At 69.3% G+C, this 14727-nt stretch carries 16 protein-coding genes, 1 tRNA gene and 1 pseudogene; 9 read left to right on the top strand and 9 right to left on the bottom strand.

The features are described 5' to 3' along the window. Positions 1-53 precede the first annotated feature (53 nt). The 3 genes and pseudogenes from K9U41_RS06600 to K9U41_RS06590 all read right to left on the bottom strand — a co-directional run. On the bottom strand, positions 54-806 hold the full coding sequence (locus K9U41_RS06600) for an alpha/beta fold hydrolase (protein ID WP_282640058.1): 753 nt from the start codon (positions 804-806) through the stop codon (positions 54-56). Next, complete coding sequence (locus K9U41_RS06595) at positions 734-2110, bottom strand: hypothetical protein (protein WP_282640057.1); 1377 nt, start codon at positions 2108-2110, stop codon at positions 734-736. Before K9U41_RS06595 ends, K9U41_RS06600 begins: the two co-directional genes overlap by 73 nt. A 106-nt stretch (positions 2111-2216) precedes the next feature. Further along, a pseudogene (locus K9U41_RS06590) lies at positions 2217-2417 on the bottom strand (IS110 family transposase); the annotation flags it as partial. A gap of 9 nt (positions 2418-2426) precedes the next feature. On the opposite strand from K9U41_RS06590, the gene K9U41_RS06585 reads away from it, so the two are divergent. After that, the gene (locus K9U41_RS06585) at positions 2427-2762 is read left to right on the top strand and encodes a hypothetical protein (protein ID WP_282640056.1); all 336 of its coding nucleotides are present in this window, start codon (positions 2427-2429) and stop codon (positions 2760-2762) included. Between the two features lie 379 nt (positions 2763-3141). Continuing rightward, complete coding sequence (locus K9U41_RS06580; RefSeq protein ID WP_138399870.1) at positions 3142-3348, top strand: cold-shock protein; 207 nt, start codon at positions 3142-3144, stop codon at positions 3346-3348. Positions 3349-3440: 92 nt separating this feature from the next. Here K9U41_RS06580 and K9U41_RS06575 read toward each other — a convergent pair whose 3' ends face one another. Both K9U41_RS06575 and K9U41_RS06570 read right to left on the bottom strand, forming a co-directional pair. Next, positions 3441-4034 (bottom strand): L,D-transpeptidase, encoded by a 594-nt coding sequence (locus tag K9U41_RS06575; protein ID WP_282640055.1) that lies wholly within the window; start codon positions 4032-4034, stop codon positions 3441-3443. Positions 4035-4209: 175 nt separating this feature from the next. Continuing rightward, positions 4210-5070, bottom strand: a complete 861-nt coding sequence (locus K9U41_RS06570; protein ID WP_282640054.1) for an alpha/beta fold hydrolase — start codon at positions 5068-5070, stop codon at positions 4210-4212. A 130-nt stretch (positions 5071-5200) separates the two neighbouring features. Here K9U41_RS06570 and K9U41_RS06565 point away from each other — a divergent pair, with 130 nt between their 5' ends. The 3 genes from K9U41_RS06565 (at position 5201) to K9U41_RS06555 (ending at position 7544) form a co-directional block, all read left to right on the top strand. Beyond that, on the top strand, positions 5201-6487 hold the full coding sequence (locus tag K9U41_RS06565; protein WP_282640053.1) for a hypothetical protein: 1287 nt from the start codon (positions 5201-5203) through the stop codon (positions 6485-6487). A 221-nt stretch (positions 6488-6708) separates the two neighbouring features. Beyond that, the gene (locus K9U41_RS06560; RefSeq protein WP_282640052.1) at positions 6709-6963 is read left to right on the top strand and encodes a KGG domain-containing protein; all 255 of its coding nucleotides are present in this window, start codon (positions 6709-6711) and stop codon (positions 6961-6963) included. 77 nt (positions 6964-7040) lie between these two features. After that, positions 7041-7544: a ferritin-like domain-containing protein gene (locus K9U41_RS06555; protein WP_282640051.1), complete on the top strand. Its 504-nt coding sequence runs from the start codon at positions 7041-7043 to the stop codon at positions 7542-7544. Between the two features lie 194 nt (positions 7545-7738). On the opposite strand, the gene K9U41_RS06550 is transcribed toward K9U41_RS06555, so the two are convergent. Together K9U41_RS06550 and gph are read right to left on the bottom strand one after the other, a co-directional pair. After that, positions 7739-7813 (bottom strand) — tRNA-Val (locus K9U41_RS06550). 79 nt (positions 7814-7892) lie between these two features. Beyond that, complete coding sequence (gph, locus tag K9U41_RS06545; protein WP_282640050.1) at positions 7893-8591, bottom strand: phosphoglycolate phosphatase; 699 nt, start codon at positions 8589-8591, stop codon at positions 7893-7895. A gap of 191 nt (positions 8592-8782) precedes the next feature. Between gph and K9U41_RS06540 the strand changes: the two genes are divergently transcribed. The 3 genes from K9U41_RS06540 to K9U41_RS06530 all read left to right on the top strand — a co-directional run bounded on the left by K9U41_RS06540 (position 8783) and on the right by K9U41_RS06530 (position 10698). Next, positions 8783-9265, top strand: coding sequence for a hypothetical protein (locus tag K9U41_RS06540; RefSeq protein WP_282640049.1), 483 nt, complete (start codon positions 8783-8785; stop codon positions 9263-9265). Positions 9266-9421: 156 nt separating this feature from the next. Next, entirely contained in the window at positions 9422-10129 is a 708-nt protein-coding gene (gene rpiA / locus K9U41_RS06535) for a ribose-5-phosphate isomerase RpiA (RefSeq protein ID WP_282640048.1), read from the top strand. A gap of 23 nt (positions 10130-10152) precedes the next feature. Further along, entirely contained in the window at positions 10153-10698 is a 546-nt protein-coding gene (locus tag K9U41_RS06530) for a DUF2059 domain-containing protein (RefSeq protein ID WP_282640047.1), read from the top strand. A 94-nt stretch (positions 10699-10792) separates the two neighbouring features. On the opposite strand, the gene K9U41_RS06525 is transcribed toward K9U41_RS06530, so the two are convergent. Next, on the bottom strand, positions 10793-12982 hold the full coding sequence (locus K9U41_RS06525; RefSeq protein ID WP_282640046.1) for a glycosyltransferase family 2 protein: 2190 nt from the start codon (positions 12980-12982) through the stop codon (positions 10793-10795). A gap of 163 nt (positions 12983-13145) precedes the next feature. On the opposite strand from K9U41_RS06525, the gene gor reads away from it, so the two are divergent. Further along, positions 13146-14513, top strand: coding sequence for a glutathione-disulfide reductase (gor, locus tag K9U41_RS06520; RefSeq protein ID WP_282640045.1), 1368 nt, complete (start codon positions 13146-13148; stop codon positions 14511-14513). Positions 14514-14525: 12 nt separating this feature from the next. Here the strand turns inward: gor and K9U41_RS06515 are convergent. Further along, positions 14526-14727 (bottom strand): SHOCT domain-containing protein (locus K9U41_RS06515; protein WP_282640044.1); only part of this gene is annotated, 202 nt, incomplete at its 5' end.

The following is a 14727-nucleotide window of genomic DNA, read 5'->3' as shown; positions in this document are numbered from 1 at the left end:
GGCGCCTGTTCTAGCACAAGCGGCGCGAAGGGGAGAGGTTCCCCGACGCCGCGTCAGGGCCGGCGTTTCAGGAATTCGAGAGCACCCGCCTTGAACACCTTGTCGCCCACGGCGGGGTTGTGGTCGCGGTTGGGGATATCCAGCATGGTACCGTCCGGCAGGAGATCCACCAAAGGCTGGCCGGGGCCGGAAACCAGGTCGCGGGTGCCGATGGCCACCAGCACCGGCTGGAAGATGCGCCCCACCTCCTCGCGGCTGAGCACCTGCCGGGAGCCGCGGATGCAGGCGGCTAGCGCCTTCAGGTCGGCCTTGTTGGCGTCGGCGAAGGCGCGGAACATGCGGCCCATGGGATCGGTGACATCCTCCAGGGTCGGCGCCTCCAGCGCGTCGGCCACCGTCTGGGGCAGGCCCACCCCGTCCACCAGATGGATGCCCAGCCCGCCCATGATCAGCGAACGCACCGCCTGCGGGAAATGCAGAGCCATTTGCGCGCCCACCCGCGCGCCCATGGAATAGCCGACCACGTCCGCCCGCTCCAACCCCAGATGGGCGAGGAGGCGCTGGGCATCCTCCGCCATGATGCGGGTGTCGTAGAGGGCCGGGTCGTAGAGCTTTTCCGTTTCGCCGTGGCCGCGATGGTCGAAACCGATGGCGCGGTAGCCGGCCTCGGTGAGGGTCCGGGTCCAGGAGGGGCCGACCCAGTTGACCTCCTTGGAGGAGGCGAAGCCGTGGATCAGAAGGACCGGATCGCCGGTGCCGATGTCGAAATAGGCAATATCGACGCCTGCGGAAGAGAAATGGGGCATGGGGAACCTTCGCGGGGCACCGCCACGGCGGGCGCCTCCGATCTGGGCGGATGACGGGGCGGGAAACTAGAAGCTCGCTCCCGTTGTGCCAAGTCCACCGGCGAACGGTCCGCCGGCGACGGGCTTCGGGCGAGGTCCCGCGCGGCCTCGATGGCCGCCAGCACGCGGGCGGCCGCGGCCTCCATGTCGGCAACGGGCGCCGATGGCAGGGGCTCCGCCGTTGCCGGGTCGGGTGTCCGCTGCCGGTGGCGGCCGGCCCTGGGGCGCTTGCCGCGCCAGCAGCGGCGGGCGCAGGCGACGCAGAAGGAATTGAAGGACGAGACCAGGGCGAAGGCGTAGAGCGCCGCCGCGAAGGCCCACCAGATCAGGTGGAACAGCGCACTGGTGATGGCAATGGCCCCGCGCCCAAGGGTTTTGAGGATGGCCAGCGTCTGCGATCCCTTGGCCTCGGCGAGGCGGGCGACGCGGGAGAGGTCCCGCCCGCTGTCCGCCACCTTCAGGCCTTCCAGCGCGGCGCGGGTGCCGGCCTTCGCCTCGATTCGCGCGGTGTCGTCCAGCATGCGGGTGAGGTCGGTGAGGCGCTGCGTGCGCACGACCCCCTTCACCGCTGCGGCATCCACGGTTGCGGGGGCAGCCGCGAGCCGGCGCAGGGCGGCAAAATCCACGCTCTCGCGCACCGCGCGGGTGAGGCTGCGGGCGAGCGCGGCGGAGAGGCGTCCGGTGCGCTTGGCCACCTTCACCAGCGAGATGCCGATGCGCACCGGCAGGCTCGCGCCCACGGTGGCATAGGTGCCGGCGGTGACGGCGATGCCCACGGCGGACAGGCCGAGAATCAGTTCGTCCGCATCCTCGCCGCGCGCCAGCTTGAGGCCCTCGCGGCCGGCATCGCGGATGTCGCCCCACACCATGAGGTCGCTGGTCGCCGCGCCGGCGAGCCCTGCGAGGTCGCGCGGCTCGCCGGTGACGAAGCCGAGGCCGAACGCCTTGGCCGACCGCAGGGTTTCGGACAGGGCTCCGGTGGCGTCCTCCACCTGCGCGCGCAATTCCGGCGGGATGGGGAGACCGCGCGCATCGGCAAGCGCGAGGAAGGAGGCGGCCAGCGCTGCATCGTCCTCGGCCAGCGCCGCCGCGATGGACCGGCGTGCATCCTGGGCCGTGAAGCCGGCCAATCCCAGGTCGGCGAGGGCCGCCGGATCGTCCCGCGCGGCGACGAGCTTCACGCTCTCCTTTGCCACCGGCAGCAGCCAGGGCGTGCCGGAAAGGAGCGTTGCGAACAGGGCGAGGGCAGCGAGAATGCGGGCCATGGTGTTTCCTGAACGGCATTCTCGCATCCGATCATGGCGAAGGTGAAGGGGTGCCGCGCCGGGCATCGTCGCCCCCTCTCCCGCTTGCGGGAGAGGGACTGTGTGGTCAAGCGGTCCTCCATTTGGTTTTTGCGCGCAGCAGGGCGGTGAGAAGGGTGAGGCGCTTGCGCATGCAGGCGGTGATGGCGACCTTGGGCGGCTTGCCCATGGCGCGCAGGCGGGCGTGGAAGGCCTTCAGCACCGGGTTGCAGCGCATGGCCGAGATCGCCGCCATGGAGAGCACGCTGCGGACCTCGGCCCGGCCGCCGTGCTTTACATGAAGCGCGATTTCGTCGAGGCGAACCTGGTGACCACCCAGAAGCTGGTGAATGCCTTCTACCGGACCCTGCTGTGGCTGAAGACGGCCACCCCCGAGGATGTGGCCGCCGTGGTGCCGGAAGAATATCTCCTAGGGGATCGCGCGCTTTATCTCTCTGCGGTGAAGAATTCCCTGCCAATTTATTCGCGCACCGGCGTCATTCCCGACCAGGGCATGAAAAACGCGCTCGCCATGCTGGTGGAGTTTGATCCGGAACTGAAGGCTGCGCCCATCGATCTGGCGAAGACCTTCGACGATCGTTTCGTCGCGAAGGCGGCGGCGGGCGGAAAATAGGCGCAGGCGGCGCGCATTATTTTGCGCGCCTCCCTTGAAAAGGCCGTTATTGACCCCTATCTCTCCCTCAACCCAAGCCGCCGGACGCGGCGCGCTCCAAGCGCGATCGCATTCGGGAGACGGACGGATGTACTCCGATCCCGCCGCGGCAATGGGTGTTCGTTCCTCCGCTTTCCATGATCATGGATGTGCGGAGGGGCGAGCTGAGCGGACAGTTCGTCATCGGCCTGCTTCATCGTTTCCTTCGGGCCGCGACACAAAAGCCTTCCAATTCGAACTCGTCTAGAACTACGCCCCGCTGCGCCGCGACGTTGGTCGTGCGCGGGGGTGACTGGCGCAGGCGCAGCTGAAGAGCGACCTGCGCGCACAGGAGGCCACCATGGCCACAGGTACCGTCAAGTTTTTCAATTCCCAGAAGGGTTTCGGCTTCATCCAGCAGGATGAGGGCGGCCCCGACGTCTTCGTGCACATCTCGGACGTGGAGCGCTCCGGCCTCTACAGCCTGAACGATGGCCAGAAGGTGTCCTTCGATATCGTCGCGGACAACCGCGGTAAGAGCAAGGCGTCGAACCTCGCCGCGCTCTGAGCTGAAGCTCCAATAGAAAACCCCGGTCACCGCAAGGTGGCCGGGGTTTTTTGCGTTTGGAGCAGCTTTATCGTTGCTCCCGGCTGCCGCGCTCAGCGCAGCACGTACACCGTGGTGCCCACGCGGACGCGGTTGTAGAGGTCCACCACATCGTCGTTGGTCATGCGGAAGCAGCCGGAGGAGACCGCTTGGCCGATGGTCTCCGGCTCGTTGGAGCCGTGGATGCGGTAGAGGCTGGAGCCGAGATACATGGCCCGCGCGCCCAGCGGATTTTCAATGCCTCCCGGCATGTGGCGCGGCAGATCGGGACGGCGCCTCAGCATCTGCGCCGGCGGCGTCCAGGACGGCCATTCCTTCTTGGCGCTGACGGTCTTCACGCCGGACCACTGGAAGCCCTCGCGGCCCACCCCGACGCCGTAGCGAATGGCCTCCCCGCGGGAGGTGACATAATACAGCCGCCGCTCCGACGTGCGGATAACGATGGTGCCCGGCGCGTACCGCTGGTCGATGGACACCATCTGCCGGCCGATGGGCGAGGAGGTACCGACGTAGCCGGCATTGGTGTTGGCACCGCTGAACAGCTTGTTGAAGTTGAAGAGGTCGTAGCGGTCGTCGGCTCGCGCCGGCCCCGCCGCCACGAGCGCGGCCGCAACGGCGGCCAGGGCGAGGGATCTGAAGTGCGTCATGGGTCTTACGTCTCGGCTGAGGAACGAAGGGGACACACGGGGGAGCGGGTTGCGCTCCGACAGTCCATTTTGTCGCCGCAAAATGGACATGACTGCAACCGCTTTGTGGCATGGCGGTTCCGGCCGCACGGGAGTGTGATGCGGATTTTTCGCGGGCGAGGTCCTGCGGCAACGCTCAAGCCTTGCCGGCTACCTCCCGGACGAAAGCGGCCAGCGCCGCGTTGAAGCGCTCCGGCGCCTCCAGGAACGGCGCATGTCCGGCGCCCTCAAAGAGATCGAGCCGGGCGTTCGGCACGATTTCGGTAATATGTTCCGCCATGGCCGGGGCCACCACCTCGTCGAGGGCGCCCTGGATCACCAGGGCCGGCACGTCGAGGGTGCGATTCAGGGCGTCATAATCCGCCACCCGGTCGAACAGGGCGGCGCGGATGTGGTGCGGCACCAGCATGTTCACGCCAAACAGCAGCTCGAACAGGGGCTGCGGGATGGGGTTGGCGAAGCAGCGGCGCAGGAAGGCGCGGGTGGCGGTGATGTTCTCCGCCACGTCCGGGCTGCACATGAGCCGCATGAGGCGGTTGCAACTGCCGTAGAAGCGTCGCTCGTTGGCCGTCACCGCATCCACGAACACGATGCCGGAGATGCCCTTGGTGCCGAAGGTGGCGACATAATCGCCGATGATGCGCCCGGCATAGGACCAGCCCACCAGCACCGGCCGCTCCAGCCCGAAGGCGCGGATCACCGCGTCCACCTCGCCGGCCCAGAGTTCCGCCACCTTGTAGCAGGCGAGGTCGGAGGGCTTGTCCGAGGCGCCATGGCCGCGGAAATCGTAGGTGACCATGCGGCAGTCGGCCAGCTGCGGGCTTGCCGTCTGCCGCGCCCAGCACAGGCTCGACTGGGAAAAGCCGTGGATGAAGACAATGCCCGGGCGAGTCTCGGCCCCCAAGGTCTCGGCGCCGAAGGCCTCGGCGGCGATGCCGATGCCGTCGGGAGTGGTGACTCGGGTGGTGCGGCGGGCGGGGGACTCGGGAGCGCTCATGCTCCCCTGCATAGCATTTCGGGGCGCCGGCTTTAAGAGCAGGCGCAGCCGGTGGGCTGCCTTGGGTCCGCCCCTTCGCGGGTGCTATAGAGCGGGCCCAACGCGGCAGTGCCAGAAGAGGCGGCGAACCATGCGCAACCTTCTCGTTTCCCGAGCCGGGCGTCTCGCCCTCGTTGCAGCCCTCGGGCTGCTTGCGCCCGCCACCGCGTGGGCCACCGATCGCTACATGGCGACGGGGCTGCCCTTCTTCGATCCCTACCACGTGGCCATCGCCAGCATGGATGTGGCCGATGGCAAGGTGACGGGCACCCTCGCCGCGCCCGTGGGCGATCCGCGCCCAGCGCTGCCCCTCTCCGGCACGCTGGCCAACGGGGTGCTCACCCTCACCGTGGGGCAGGGCGCGGAGGCCTACCGGTTCGTCTTCAGCGAGAACGAGCGCGGCCTGCACCGCATCTTCGAGGAGACGACCAGCATCCCCGGCATCGATTCCGTCACCCTGTTCCGGCCGCCGGCGGGCTTCTCCGAGCCGGCGCTGGCGCTGCAGCACGATCCGGAGGACTGGTGCGGACGCGTCTATGGCGGGCTGTCGGTCACCTTCCGCGCCAAGGATCTGGCCGCAGCCGCAGAGGCGCCGGCCGCCGTGGCGGACCTCGACCTGGTGGTGGTGCCGCAGCAGGGCGGCCCGGCCCGGCAGAAGCTGAAGGACGCCTGGAGCCGCCTGCGCCTCGTCGCGCGGGGAGGCGATGACGTGTCCGTGGACATCGCCGTGCCGGTGGGCAGCGAGGCCAGACACGCCGAGGACCTGCGCCGCGTGCCTCAGGTGGCGGCGGTGATGCTGCCGGCGCTGTGCGGCGAGATGGCTCTGGCCACCATCCCGCGCGCCCGGGTGGCGGAGGCGGACAAGGTCTCCGAGGCGAAGCTGAAATCCTATGCGGAAGCCATGCTGGCGCGCCTTCTGTCCGGCGCGGCGCCTGAGGCGTCGGCCGCCGGGCCGCGCAAGTTCAGGATCGCCGGCGCCGTGGTGCCCGGCGTGTCCGGCCCCGCCTTCAAGGCGACCGTGACCGGAGAGGCGGAGGCGACGCGCCTCGGCAAGGGCACCTTCGACCAGTTCACCCTGACCCTCGAGCCGGTGGTGACGCCGGATGACGCGGCCGATACCCTCTCGCTGATCCCCACCGTCACCGACCTGAAGAGCGCCAGGAAAGCCGGCCCGCAGCCGCCCGCCGATGCCGCCTTCCGCCCGGCGGACGATTCCAGCCAGGTCGCCGGCATCACCCAGCGCATGGTCTCCTTCATCGCCGCGGCCGAGGGCACGCGCTGCGCCTTCCTCACCCAGACCGCCTTCGATGAGCCCGATGGCGCCATCTCCTGCACCAACATCGCGCTCGACGATGTGAGCCACCCCGACGACAATTGAGGATGGTTCCGGTGCTGCCGCGCCAGTCATAGTCGCTGGCTGTAGTTTTTCTCCTTGATGAGCCAATAAAAGCGCGGCCGTCGCCTTATTCGATCCAGAATACGGCGACGGCCGCGCTTTGATTTTGAGTATAGCGTGGCTGTACGTCCCACAAAATCGAAGGAACCATCCTCTTTCCCCTCCGTTGCATGACCGGGGGATAAACAAGAGGATACTTTCCCATGACCAATCGTCAGCAGGGCGGTTCCGGCACTCCCGAGACGGATCAGGCCAAGGAGGCGGCCCGCAAGGCTGCGGAAAACCGCCAGCAGCACCAGCAGGATCATGGCCGCGGCCAGCAGGGCGGCGGTTTCGAGAAGGACCGTGATCGCGCTTCCGAAGCCGGCCGCAAGGGTGGCCAGCCCGAGGAGAAGCGCTCTCCCTCGCAGGATCGCGATCAGCAGTCCGAGGCCGGCCGCAAGCCGGGCGCGCGCTGACGCCTTCCGGCGTTGAGATTTCAGCCGGCGCGCGCCGGCTGAAATCCGCGGCAATCCACAGACATCAGGAGACAGACATGGGCTTCTTTTCCAAGGACATCCATTCGCTCGACGATCTGTTCGTGCACACGCTGCGCGACATCTATTACGCGGAAAAGCGCATCCTGAAGGCGCTGCCCACCATGGTCGAAACGGCATCGAGCGCGACGCTGCGCCAGGCCTTCCAGTCCCACCTCGGCGAGACCGAGGGCCATGTGAAGCGCCTCGAAGAGGTCTTCCGCCTGCTTGGCGTCGAGGCCAGGACGGTGAAGTGCCCGGCCATCGACGGCATCATCGCGGAGGCGGAGGAGGTCGCCTCCGAGGTGGCCGATCCCGAGGTGCTGGACGCTGCCCTTGCCGCCGCGGCGCAGGCGGTGGAGCATTATGAGATCACCCGCTACGGCACGCTGATCGCCTGGGCCAAGCGCCTCGGCCGCAACGACTGCGCCACCGCGCTCCAGCGCACCCTCGACGAGGAGAAGGCGGCCGACGCCAAGCTCACCAGCCTCGCCGAAGCCCAGGTCAACATGCGCGCGGCCTGACAAGGCCACCGCCGGCGCCTTCCGTTCCCCGCGGCAGGCGCCGCATCTCTCCCTCCCGCGGGGAGAAACGCCACTTGCCCCCGTCGCACCCGCGGCGGGGGCTTTTTCGCGCCGATGGGCAGTGCGAGGCGAGCCGGCGCGTTGGGCGCACGGCCGACACTCTGGCCAAGTATCTGGAATGGTGCGGAGAAAAATGGTGGGCGATGCAGGGATTGAACCTGCGACCCCTCCCGTGTGAAGGGAGTGCTCTCCCGCTGAGCTAATCGCCCGCGCCAATTGCGAGGAGCGCCGTTTAGGCCGGCGCGCCCCTCCCTGTCAAGTGCCGGCGGTTCCGGCCTGTGGATGAAGTTACGCCAACGGGCGCGCCAGAAGGGCATCCACGGCCCGCTCCAGCTCGTCGAAATGGTGGATCAGCGCATCCGCGCCCAGCTCGGCGGGCGGGGTTTCCGTATAGCCGAAAGAGACGGCGACCACCGGTACGCCGGTGGCGCGGGCGGTGAGCACGTCGGTGATGCTGTCGCCCACCATGATCGAGCGCGCCGCCGAGCCGCCGGCCGCCGCGATGGTGGACACCAGCGGCAGCGGATCCGGCTTGGAGCGCGGATAGGTGTCGGCGCCGGTGATCACCGCAAAGCGCCCGGTGAGGTCCAGCGCGTCCAGCAGCAGTCGGGCGAGGTGCTCCAGCTTGTTGGTGCACACCGCCAGGCTCACGCCCTTCGCCGAGAGGCGGTCGAGGGCGTCGAGCAGGCCGGGGAAGGGGCGCGAGCCCACGGCGATGTTGTCGGCATAATGGGCGATGAAGCGCTTCGTCATCGCCTCCACCTCCGCGTCGGGCAGGGCGACGCCCTCGCTTTTCAGGGCGCGGACGATGAGCAGGCGCGCGCCGCCGCCGATCATGTTGCGGGCCTCGGTGCGGTTCACCGGCGGGATCTTGTGCGGGGCGAGGACCAGGTCGAGGGCGTCCAGCAGATCGGGCGCGGTATCGACCAGGGTGCCGTCGAGATCGAAGGCGACGACGGGGCGGGTGGAAACGGGCGGGGCAGTCATGTTCGGGCCTTTTCATCGGGGACAGACAGGGATGGGGGGCGCCGACCCCACCACCTGCCTTAAATCCTGCCGCTTTTTCGCGCGAGCGTCCGCGTCGATCACCAGGCTGCGGCGGCATGGCGCAGCCTTGGGGCAGGACCCGCCGGGATCGGGCGTGAGCTTGGCCGGGCCGGAACACCAAGGAGGCTTGAATGCAGGGGATTGTTCTTTCCGTGGCGCGATCGCGGACCCACCTGCGGCAGCTGAAGCCGCTGGCGCGCGGCATGCTGGCGGCGCTGGCGTTCGCGGGCCTCGGTACCCTCGCCGGCACCGGCGCCGCGCTGGCCCAGCCGGCCCCGCCTGCCCAGGGGGCTTACGAGTTCGCCGCCCCGCCCTCGGCCCAGGCGAACCGTGTCTATGGCCTCAACCGCCAGACCGGCGAGATGAACGTGTGCCAGTTCGAGCGGCCCGAGGGCAGCGCCGTGGGCATCACCCATTGCTTCGCGCAAGGGGAGGGGGCAGGCCCGCAGAAGGCCGGCAGCTACGCCCTGGCTCCCACCCATTACGAGGGCGAGACCGGCATCTTCCGGGTCAACCGCGACACCGGGGAGATGAGCATCTGCTATGTGCGCGAAACCGCCCGGCCCCAGGGCGGCGCCGATTCGAGCCTGGTCTGTACTCCGGCCGCCCGTTGAAGGCTGCTACGCGCCGAGCCGTCGCGCCGCTTGTCGGCGGGCCGGATCGGGGCTAGAGCCGGAACGCGGCGGGGCGACCCGGCCCGCATCAACGAAACGCCAATGCCCCACGCCGCGCCGGTTGGCCGCGCAAGGGGCACCGGAACGGAAACTCCCATGGTGCACGCCGAAGATCCGAAGCGCCGCGCGGCCGCTCACGCCCTGACCTACGTGACCGACGGCATGCGCCTCGGCCTCGGCACCGGCTCCACCGCCCGCCATTTCGTGGAGCTGCTGGCCGAGAAGGTCCATGCCGGCCTCAACATCCTCGGCGTGCCCACCTCCGAGCAGACTTTGTCGCAGGCGGTCTCCCTCGGCGTGCCGATCGCGACCCTTGACGAGGCGGGGCCGCTCGACCTGTGCATCGACGGGGCGGACGAGGTCGGCCCCGGCCTTGCCCTGATCAAGGGCGGCGGCGGCGCGCTGCTGCGGGAGAAGATCGTCGCCAGCGCCGCGCGCGAGATGGTGGTGATCGCCGACTCGAGCAAGAAGGTGGCGGTGCTCGGCCGCTTCCCGCTGCCCATCGAGGTGGTGGATTTCGGCGTCGCCTCCATCGAGCGGCATGTGGCCGAGGCGGTGCGCAAGGCCGGCTGCGAAGGGCCGGTGAAGCTGCGCCGCGACGGCGACGGTCATCCTTTCGTCACCGATCAGGGCCACCTCATCCTCGACGCCCATCTCGGTCGCATCCCGGACCCGGCCGCGCTCGCGCGCGCGGTGGAGGAAGTCGCCGGTGTGGTCGAGCACGGGCTGTTCCTCGGCCTCGCCCGCCGGGTCGTGCTTGCCGGCACGGACGGCATCACCGTGCTGGAGCCCGGCAGCTTCTGATTCCTCTTCCCGGAGAGAGACCCATGCTCTTTTCTCACAGCGGCCGCTTCGGCGTGCGGCTTGTTCTCGCCGCCGCCCTTGCCGTGACCGCCCTTCCGGTTCCCCTCGCCCTGGCCCAGCAGGCGCAGCCCGCCCAGCCGGCGGTGAAGGTGAGCGCGCCGCATCTCCAGCTCGCCCGCGATCTCGTGGCGGTGAACGGCGAGGCCCGCGCCTTTGAAGGGATCATCCCCAACATCGTCGACGGCGCGGCGCTCTCCTTCCTCCAGACCAATCCCGACCTCGCCAAGCAGTTGCGCGAAGTCGCGATCATCGTGCGGCCGGAGTTCGAGGCACGGCAGGCGGAGATCATCGACATTCTCGCCAGCTCCTACGCCCGCCACTTCACCGAGGCCGAGCTGAAGGAGGCCATCACCTTCTATCGCTCGCCCACTGGCGCCAAGCTGGTGCAGGACCGGCCGGTCATCGTCCAGGAGGCGGTGCAGGGCATCCAGGCGTGGGGCGCGCAGGTGAACGCCCAGGCCATCGAGCGGGTGCGCATCGAGATGCGCAAGCGCGGCGTCGACCTGTAGGTCGCGCAAGGGCGTCGGTCTTCGGAGCGGCTCGGACGCAAGAAAAAAGGCTCCCGGCGCTGGCCGGGAGCCTTTTTTCGTTTGAGGGCCAGCCTCAGATCGCGTCGGTGCGCGCCTCCCGGGAGCCCTGCGGCGCGTCGGCGAGGGCGGCGAACAGGTTCTTGCGGTCGAGGTTGGGGTTGGAGTGGGGGTCCACCAGCGTCCGGACATGCCACAGGGCGTCGAAGCGCTCGTGCTGCGCCTTCAGTCGCTCCCGGTGGAGCTTGTTGCGGGCCTTCCCCCGCGAGGCCGATTCGTGGTGGATGAGCAGCGCGTAAGGCGTGGTCACCACCTCATGGCCGGCGCGGCGGGCGCGCAGGCACAGGTCGATGTCGTTGCAATCCTCCTGGAACCGCTCCGCGTCCAGCGGGCCGATGGCGTCCCACACGTCCTTGCGGATGAGCTGGCAGGCACCGGTGATCGCCGACACGTCCTGCCGCGCCAGCAGCCGGCCTTCAGGGCCGGGCGTGTCCGGCAGGGCATGGGCGAACCAGTGGGAGGCATAGCCGAACAGGCCGACCATCACCCCCGCATGCTGGATGGTGCGGTCGGGATAAAGCAGCTTGGCCCCCACGATGCCGACGCCGGGCCGTGAGGCAAGCGCCACCATCTCGTCCAGCCAGCCCGCCTCGATCACCTCGATGTCGTTGTTGAGGAACAAGATCAGCTCGCCGGTGGCGACCGCGACGCCATTGTTGCAGATACGCGGATAGTTGAAGTCGCCGTCGTCCCGCACGATGGTCGTGTCGGGCCATGTGGCCTTGATCTCCGCGAACAGGGCGAAGGTCTCCGGCTCCACCGAGCCGTTGTCGACGATGATGATCTCGAAATTGCGATAGGCCGTCTTCCCGATCAGCGAATCGACCGCCATGCCCAGCAGGCCGGCGCGGTCGCGGGTGGGGATGACGATGGACACCTTGGGCGGCACCGCCGGCAGGGGGAAATCCGGCCGCAGGAAATGGGTCCCGGCCTCCGGCACCACGCTCACCGGAACGCCGAGCACGCCTTCGAGCGCCTGCGCGGCCAGCCGGGCGGTTTCGGGATCCACGAAGCCCGGCGGATGCTCGGGACCGGAAAAGGCGATGCGCGGCAGGTGCCGCACCGCGCCGGCCCTGACCTCAACCACCGTGCGCACGATGAGGTAGTACGGGGCGGCGGCGGCGAAGCCGGGATCGATCCCCAGCGCCCGGCTCCTGCCCGCCCGCAGCACGGTGAGCGCGCCCATATAGGGCGAGGCTTCCAGCAAATGGCGATTGAAGGCCGGCTTGAACACGCCCGCCAGCGGCGTGCCGGACGCGTCGCAGCGCTCCTCGTCCGTGTAGAGCAACTGGCAGTCGGGATGGGCGGCAAACGCCGCGCGGATGAGGGCCACGGCGTCCCGCGTGGGACGGCCTTCCAGGTCCAGCAGGCAGATGAGGCCGTCGTCCGGAGCCGTGCTGGCGGCGAGGGCGGCCTTGATGAGGCTGGCCTCGTCCGCCTCCTGTGCTGGCACGATGTGGCCCGTACCGCCCACCGCCTGCGCCAGCGCGTCGCCGTCGCGGGCGAGGCGTTCCGCGCTTGCGGCGATGATCCAGCTGAAGCTCCGGTCGGTCTGGGCCTTCAGGGCCTGAGCGCACGCGCCGATCTCTTTGAGCGAGCGCCCGTCCCCCGCCGCCGACAGGAAGACGAGGGCCGGCGCCACCTCCGGCGTAGGAACCTCGTTGAAGTCCTCCACGAAGGCGGCACGGAAGCGCTGGTACTGCGCCCGCTTCAGGGACAGGCGGGCCTGTGCGGTCTGGCTCAGGGCGATGAGGCTGAGGCCCAGATGGCGCGCCGCGCCCTCCGCCTGCCGCCATCGGCTCGGGAGGCCCTTGAGGCTGCCTTCGGGCGTGGCGAACGCCCCGTTCCGGAAGGCGTGGAGCTTCAGCAGCAGCCGCCCGGCGGGAAACTGCCCGCGCACGGGATAATAGCCCAGCCCCACCGCGCCGGCCGACACGTCCGCTCCCGTCACGACGATCCGCGCCGTGCCGGCCGGCACCTCGGCCGCCACCGGCACGTCCGCCTCCGCCGGGAAGCTGGCGAGGGGCGTTCCGCTCTTGTCCTGCATGCGCACCACCAGCGGGCCGGGGACGCCCGTGGCGACCAGCACCACCACCGCGCCCCCGGCGCCCGGCAGGCGCAGGAGGAGCGGCGGAAGAAAGGCCGCCGCGCCAGGCTGGGACTTGACGGCGCGCAGGGGCCGCGGCGGGATCACGTCGTTCAGCATGGGATGTGGTCCCGCCCCTTCGCGGCTTGTTCCGGCTCAGGCCGCCGGGCGATCCGTCCGGCCTTGGCCCCGGCGCATGGGGCACGACCGTGGCTTTCCCTTGACGGATGGGAGCGCCGGCCGTTTTGTGGCGGCCATTGCGCGGCGCGAAGGACGGATTGGAATGTCACGGCGAGAAGTCGACCTGTTTGTCATCGGCGCGGGCTCGGGCGGCGTGCGCGCGGCGCGCATCGCGGCCCAGCACGGCGCCCGGGTGATGATGGCGGAGGAATACCGCGTCGGCGGCACCTGTGTCATCCGCGGCTGCGTGCCCAAGAAGCTGTTCGTCCATGCCGGCCGCTTCGCCCACGATATCGAGGACATGGCCGGCTTCGGCTGGCGGGTGACCGAGCCGGAGTTCGACTGGCTGACCCTGGTCGCCAACAAGGACAAGGAGATCGCCCGCCTCGAGGCCATCTACCGCCGCAATGCGGAAAATGCCGGGGTGGAGGTGGTGGCCTCCCGCGCCGTGGTGGCGGGGCCGAACACGGTGCGCATCCTGTCCACCGGGGAGGAGATCGACGCCCGCTATATCCTCCTCGCCACCGGCGCCCGCCCGGCGCTGGGGCCGGCCATCGTGGGCTGCGAGCTGGCCATCACCTCCAACGAGGCGTTCAACCTCACCCACTTCCCCGACCGCATCCTGGTGCAGGGGGCGGGCTATATCGCGGTGGAATTCGCCGGCCTGTTCCGGGCGCTGGGGTCCGACGTGACCCTGGTCTATCGCGCCGACAAGGTGTTGCGCGGCTTCGACGGGGAGATCCGCGACCATCTGGAAGCCGAGATGACCCGCGCCGGCATCCACCTCACCCCGGGGCGCACGCTGACCTCCATCGAGGTGATCAACGGTGGCAAGCGGGTCACGCTCTCGGACGGCTCGGTGGTCGAGGTGGACGACGTGATGCTCGCCCTCGGCCGCATCCCCAACACCAGCCATCTCGGCCTCGACGGGGTGGGGGTGAAGCTCGACGACGTGGGCGCCGTGGTGGTGGATGAGAAGGGCTGCACCAATGTGCCGTCCATCTATGCGGTGGGCGACGTGACCAACCGCATCAACCTCACCCCCGTCGCCATCCGCGAGGGCCACGCCTTCGCCGATACGGTGTTCGGCAACAAGCCCTGGACCGTGGACCATTCCCTGGTGGCCACCGCCGTCTTCTCCGAGCCGGAGATCGGCACCGTGGGCCTCTCGGAGGAGGCCGCCCGCGCCCTTGGGCGGCCCATCGACATCTACAGCACCTCGTTCCGCCCGCTGAAGGCGACCCTCTCGGGCCGCGAGACGCGCACCTTCATGAAGCTGGTGGTGGACAAGGAGAGCGACATGGTGCTCGGCTGCCACATCATGGGGGATGCGGCCTCCGAGATGATCCAGCTCGCCGGCGTGGCGCTGGGGCTGAAGGCGAAGAAGGCGGATTTCGACCGCACCGTCGCCGTGCACCCCACCTCCGCCGAGGAACTGGTGACGCTGCGCACGCCCACGCGCAGCGTCTGACCGGCCTGCCCCTCAGAGCCGGCTGAGCAGCTCGGCCTTCTTGGTGCTGAACTCCTGGTCGCTCAGGATGCCCTTGGCGTGGAGATCGGCCAGCTTCTCGATGGCGGAGATCACCTCGTTCTGGCCGAGCGGCGGCAGGGGATTGCCGAAGGTCTGGGGCTGCGGCGCATAGGTCTGCTGCTGCTGCGGGGGCGGCGGCGGCGGATCGTAGACC

Origin of the sequence: Xanthobacter autotrophicus (assembly GCF_029991245.1) — a bacterium.
Lineage (GTDB): Bacteria > Pseudomonadota > Alphaproteobacteria > Rhizobiales > Xanthobacteraceae > Xanthobacter > Xanthobacter autotrophicus_C.
This window is presented reverse-complemented; position numbering and strand designations above follow the sequence as displayed.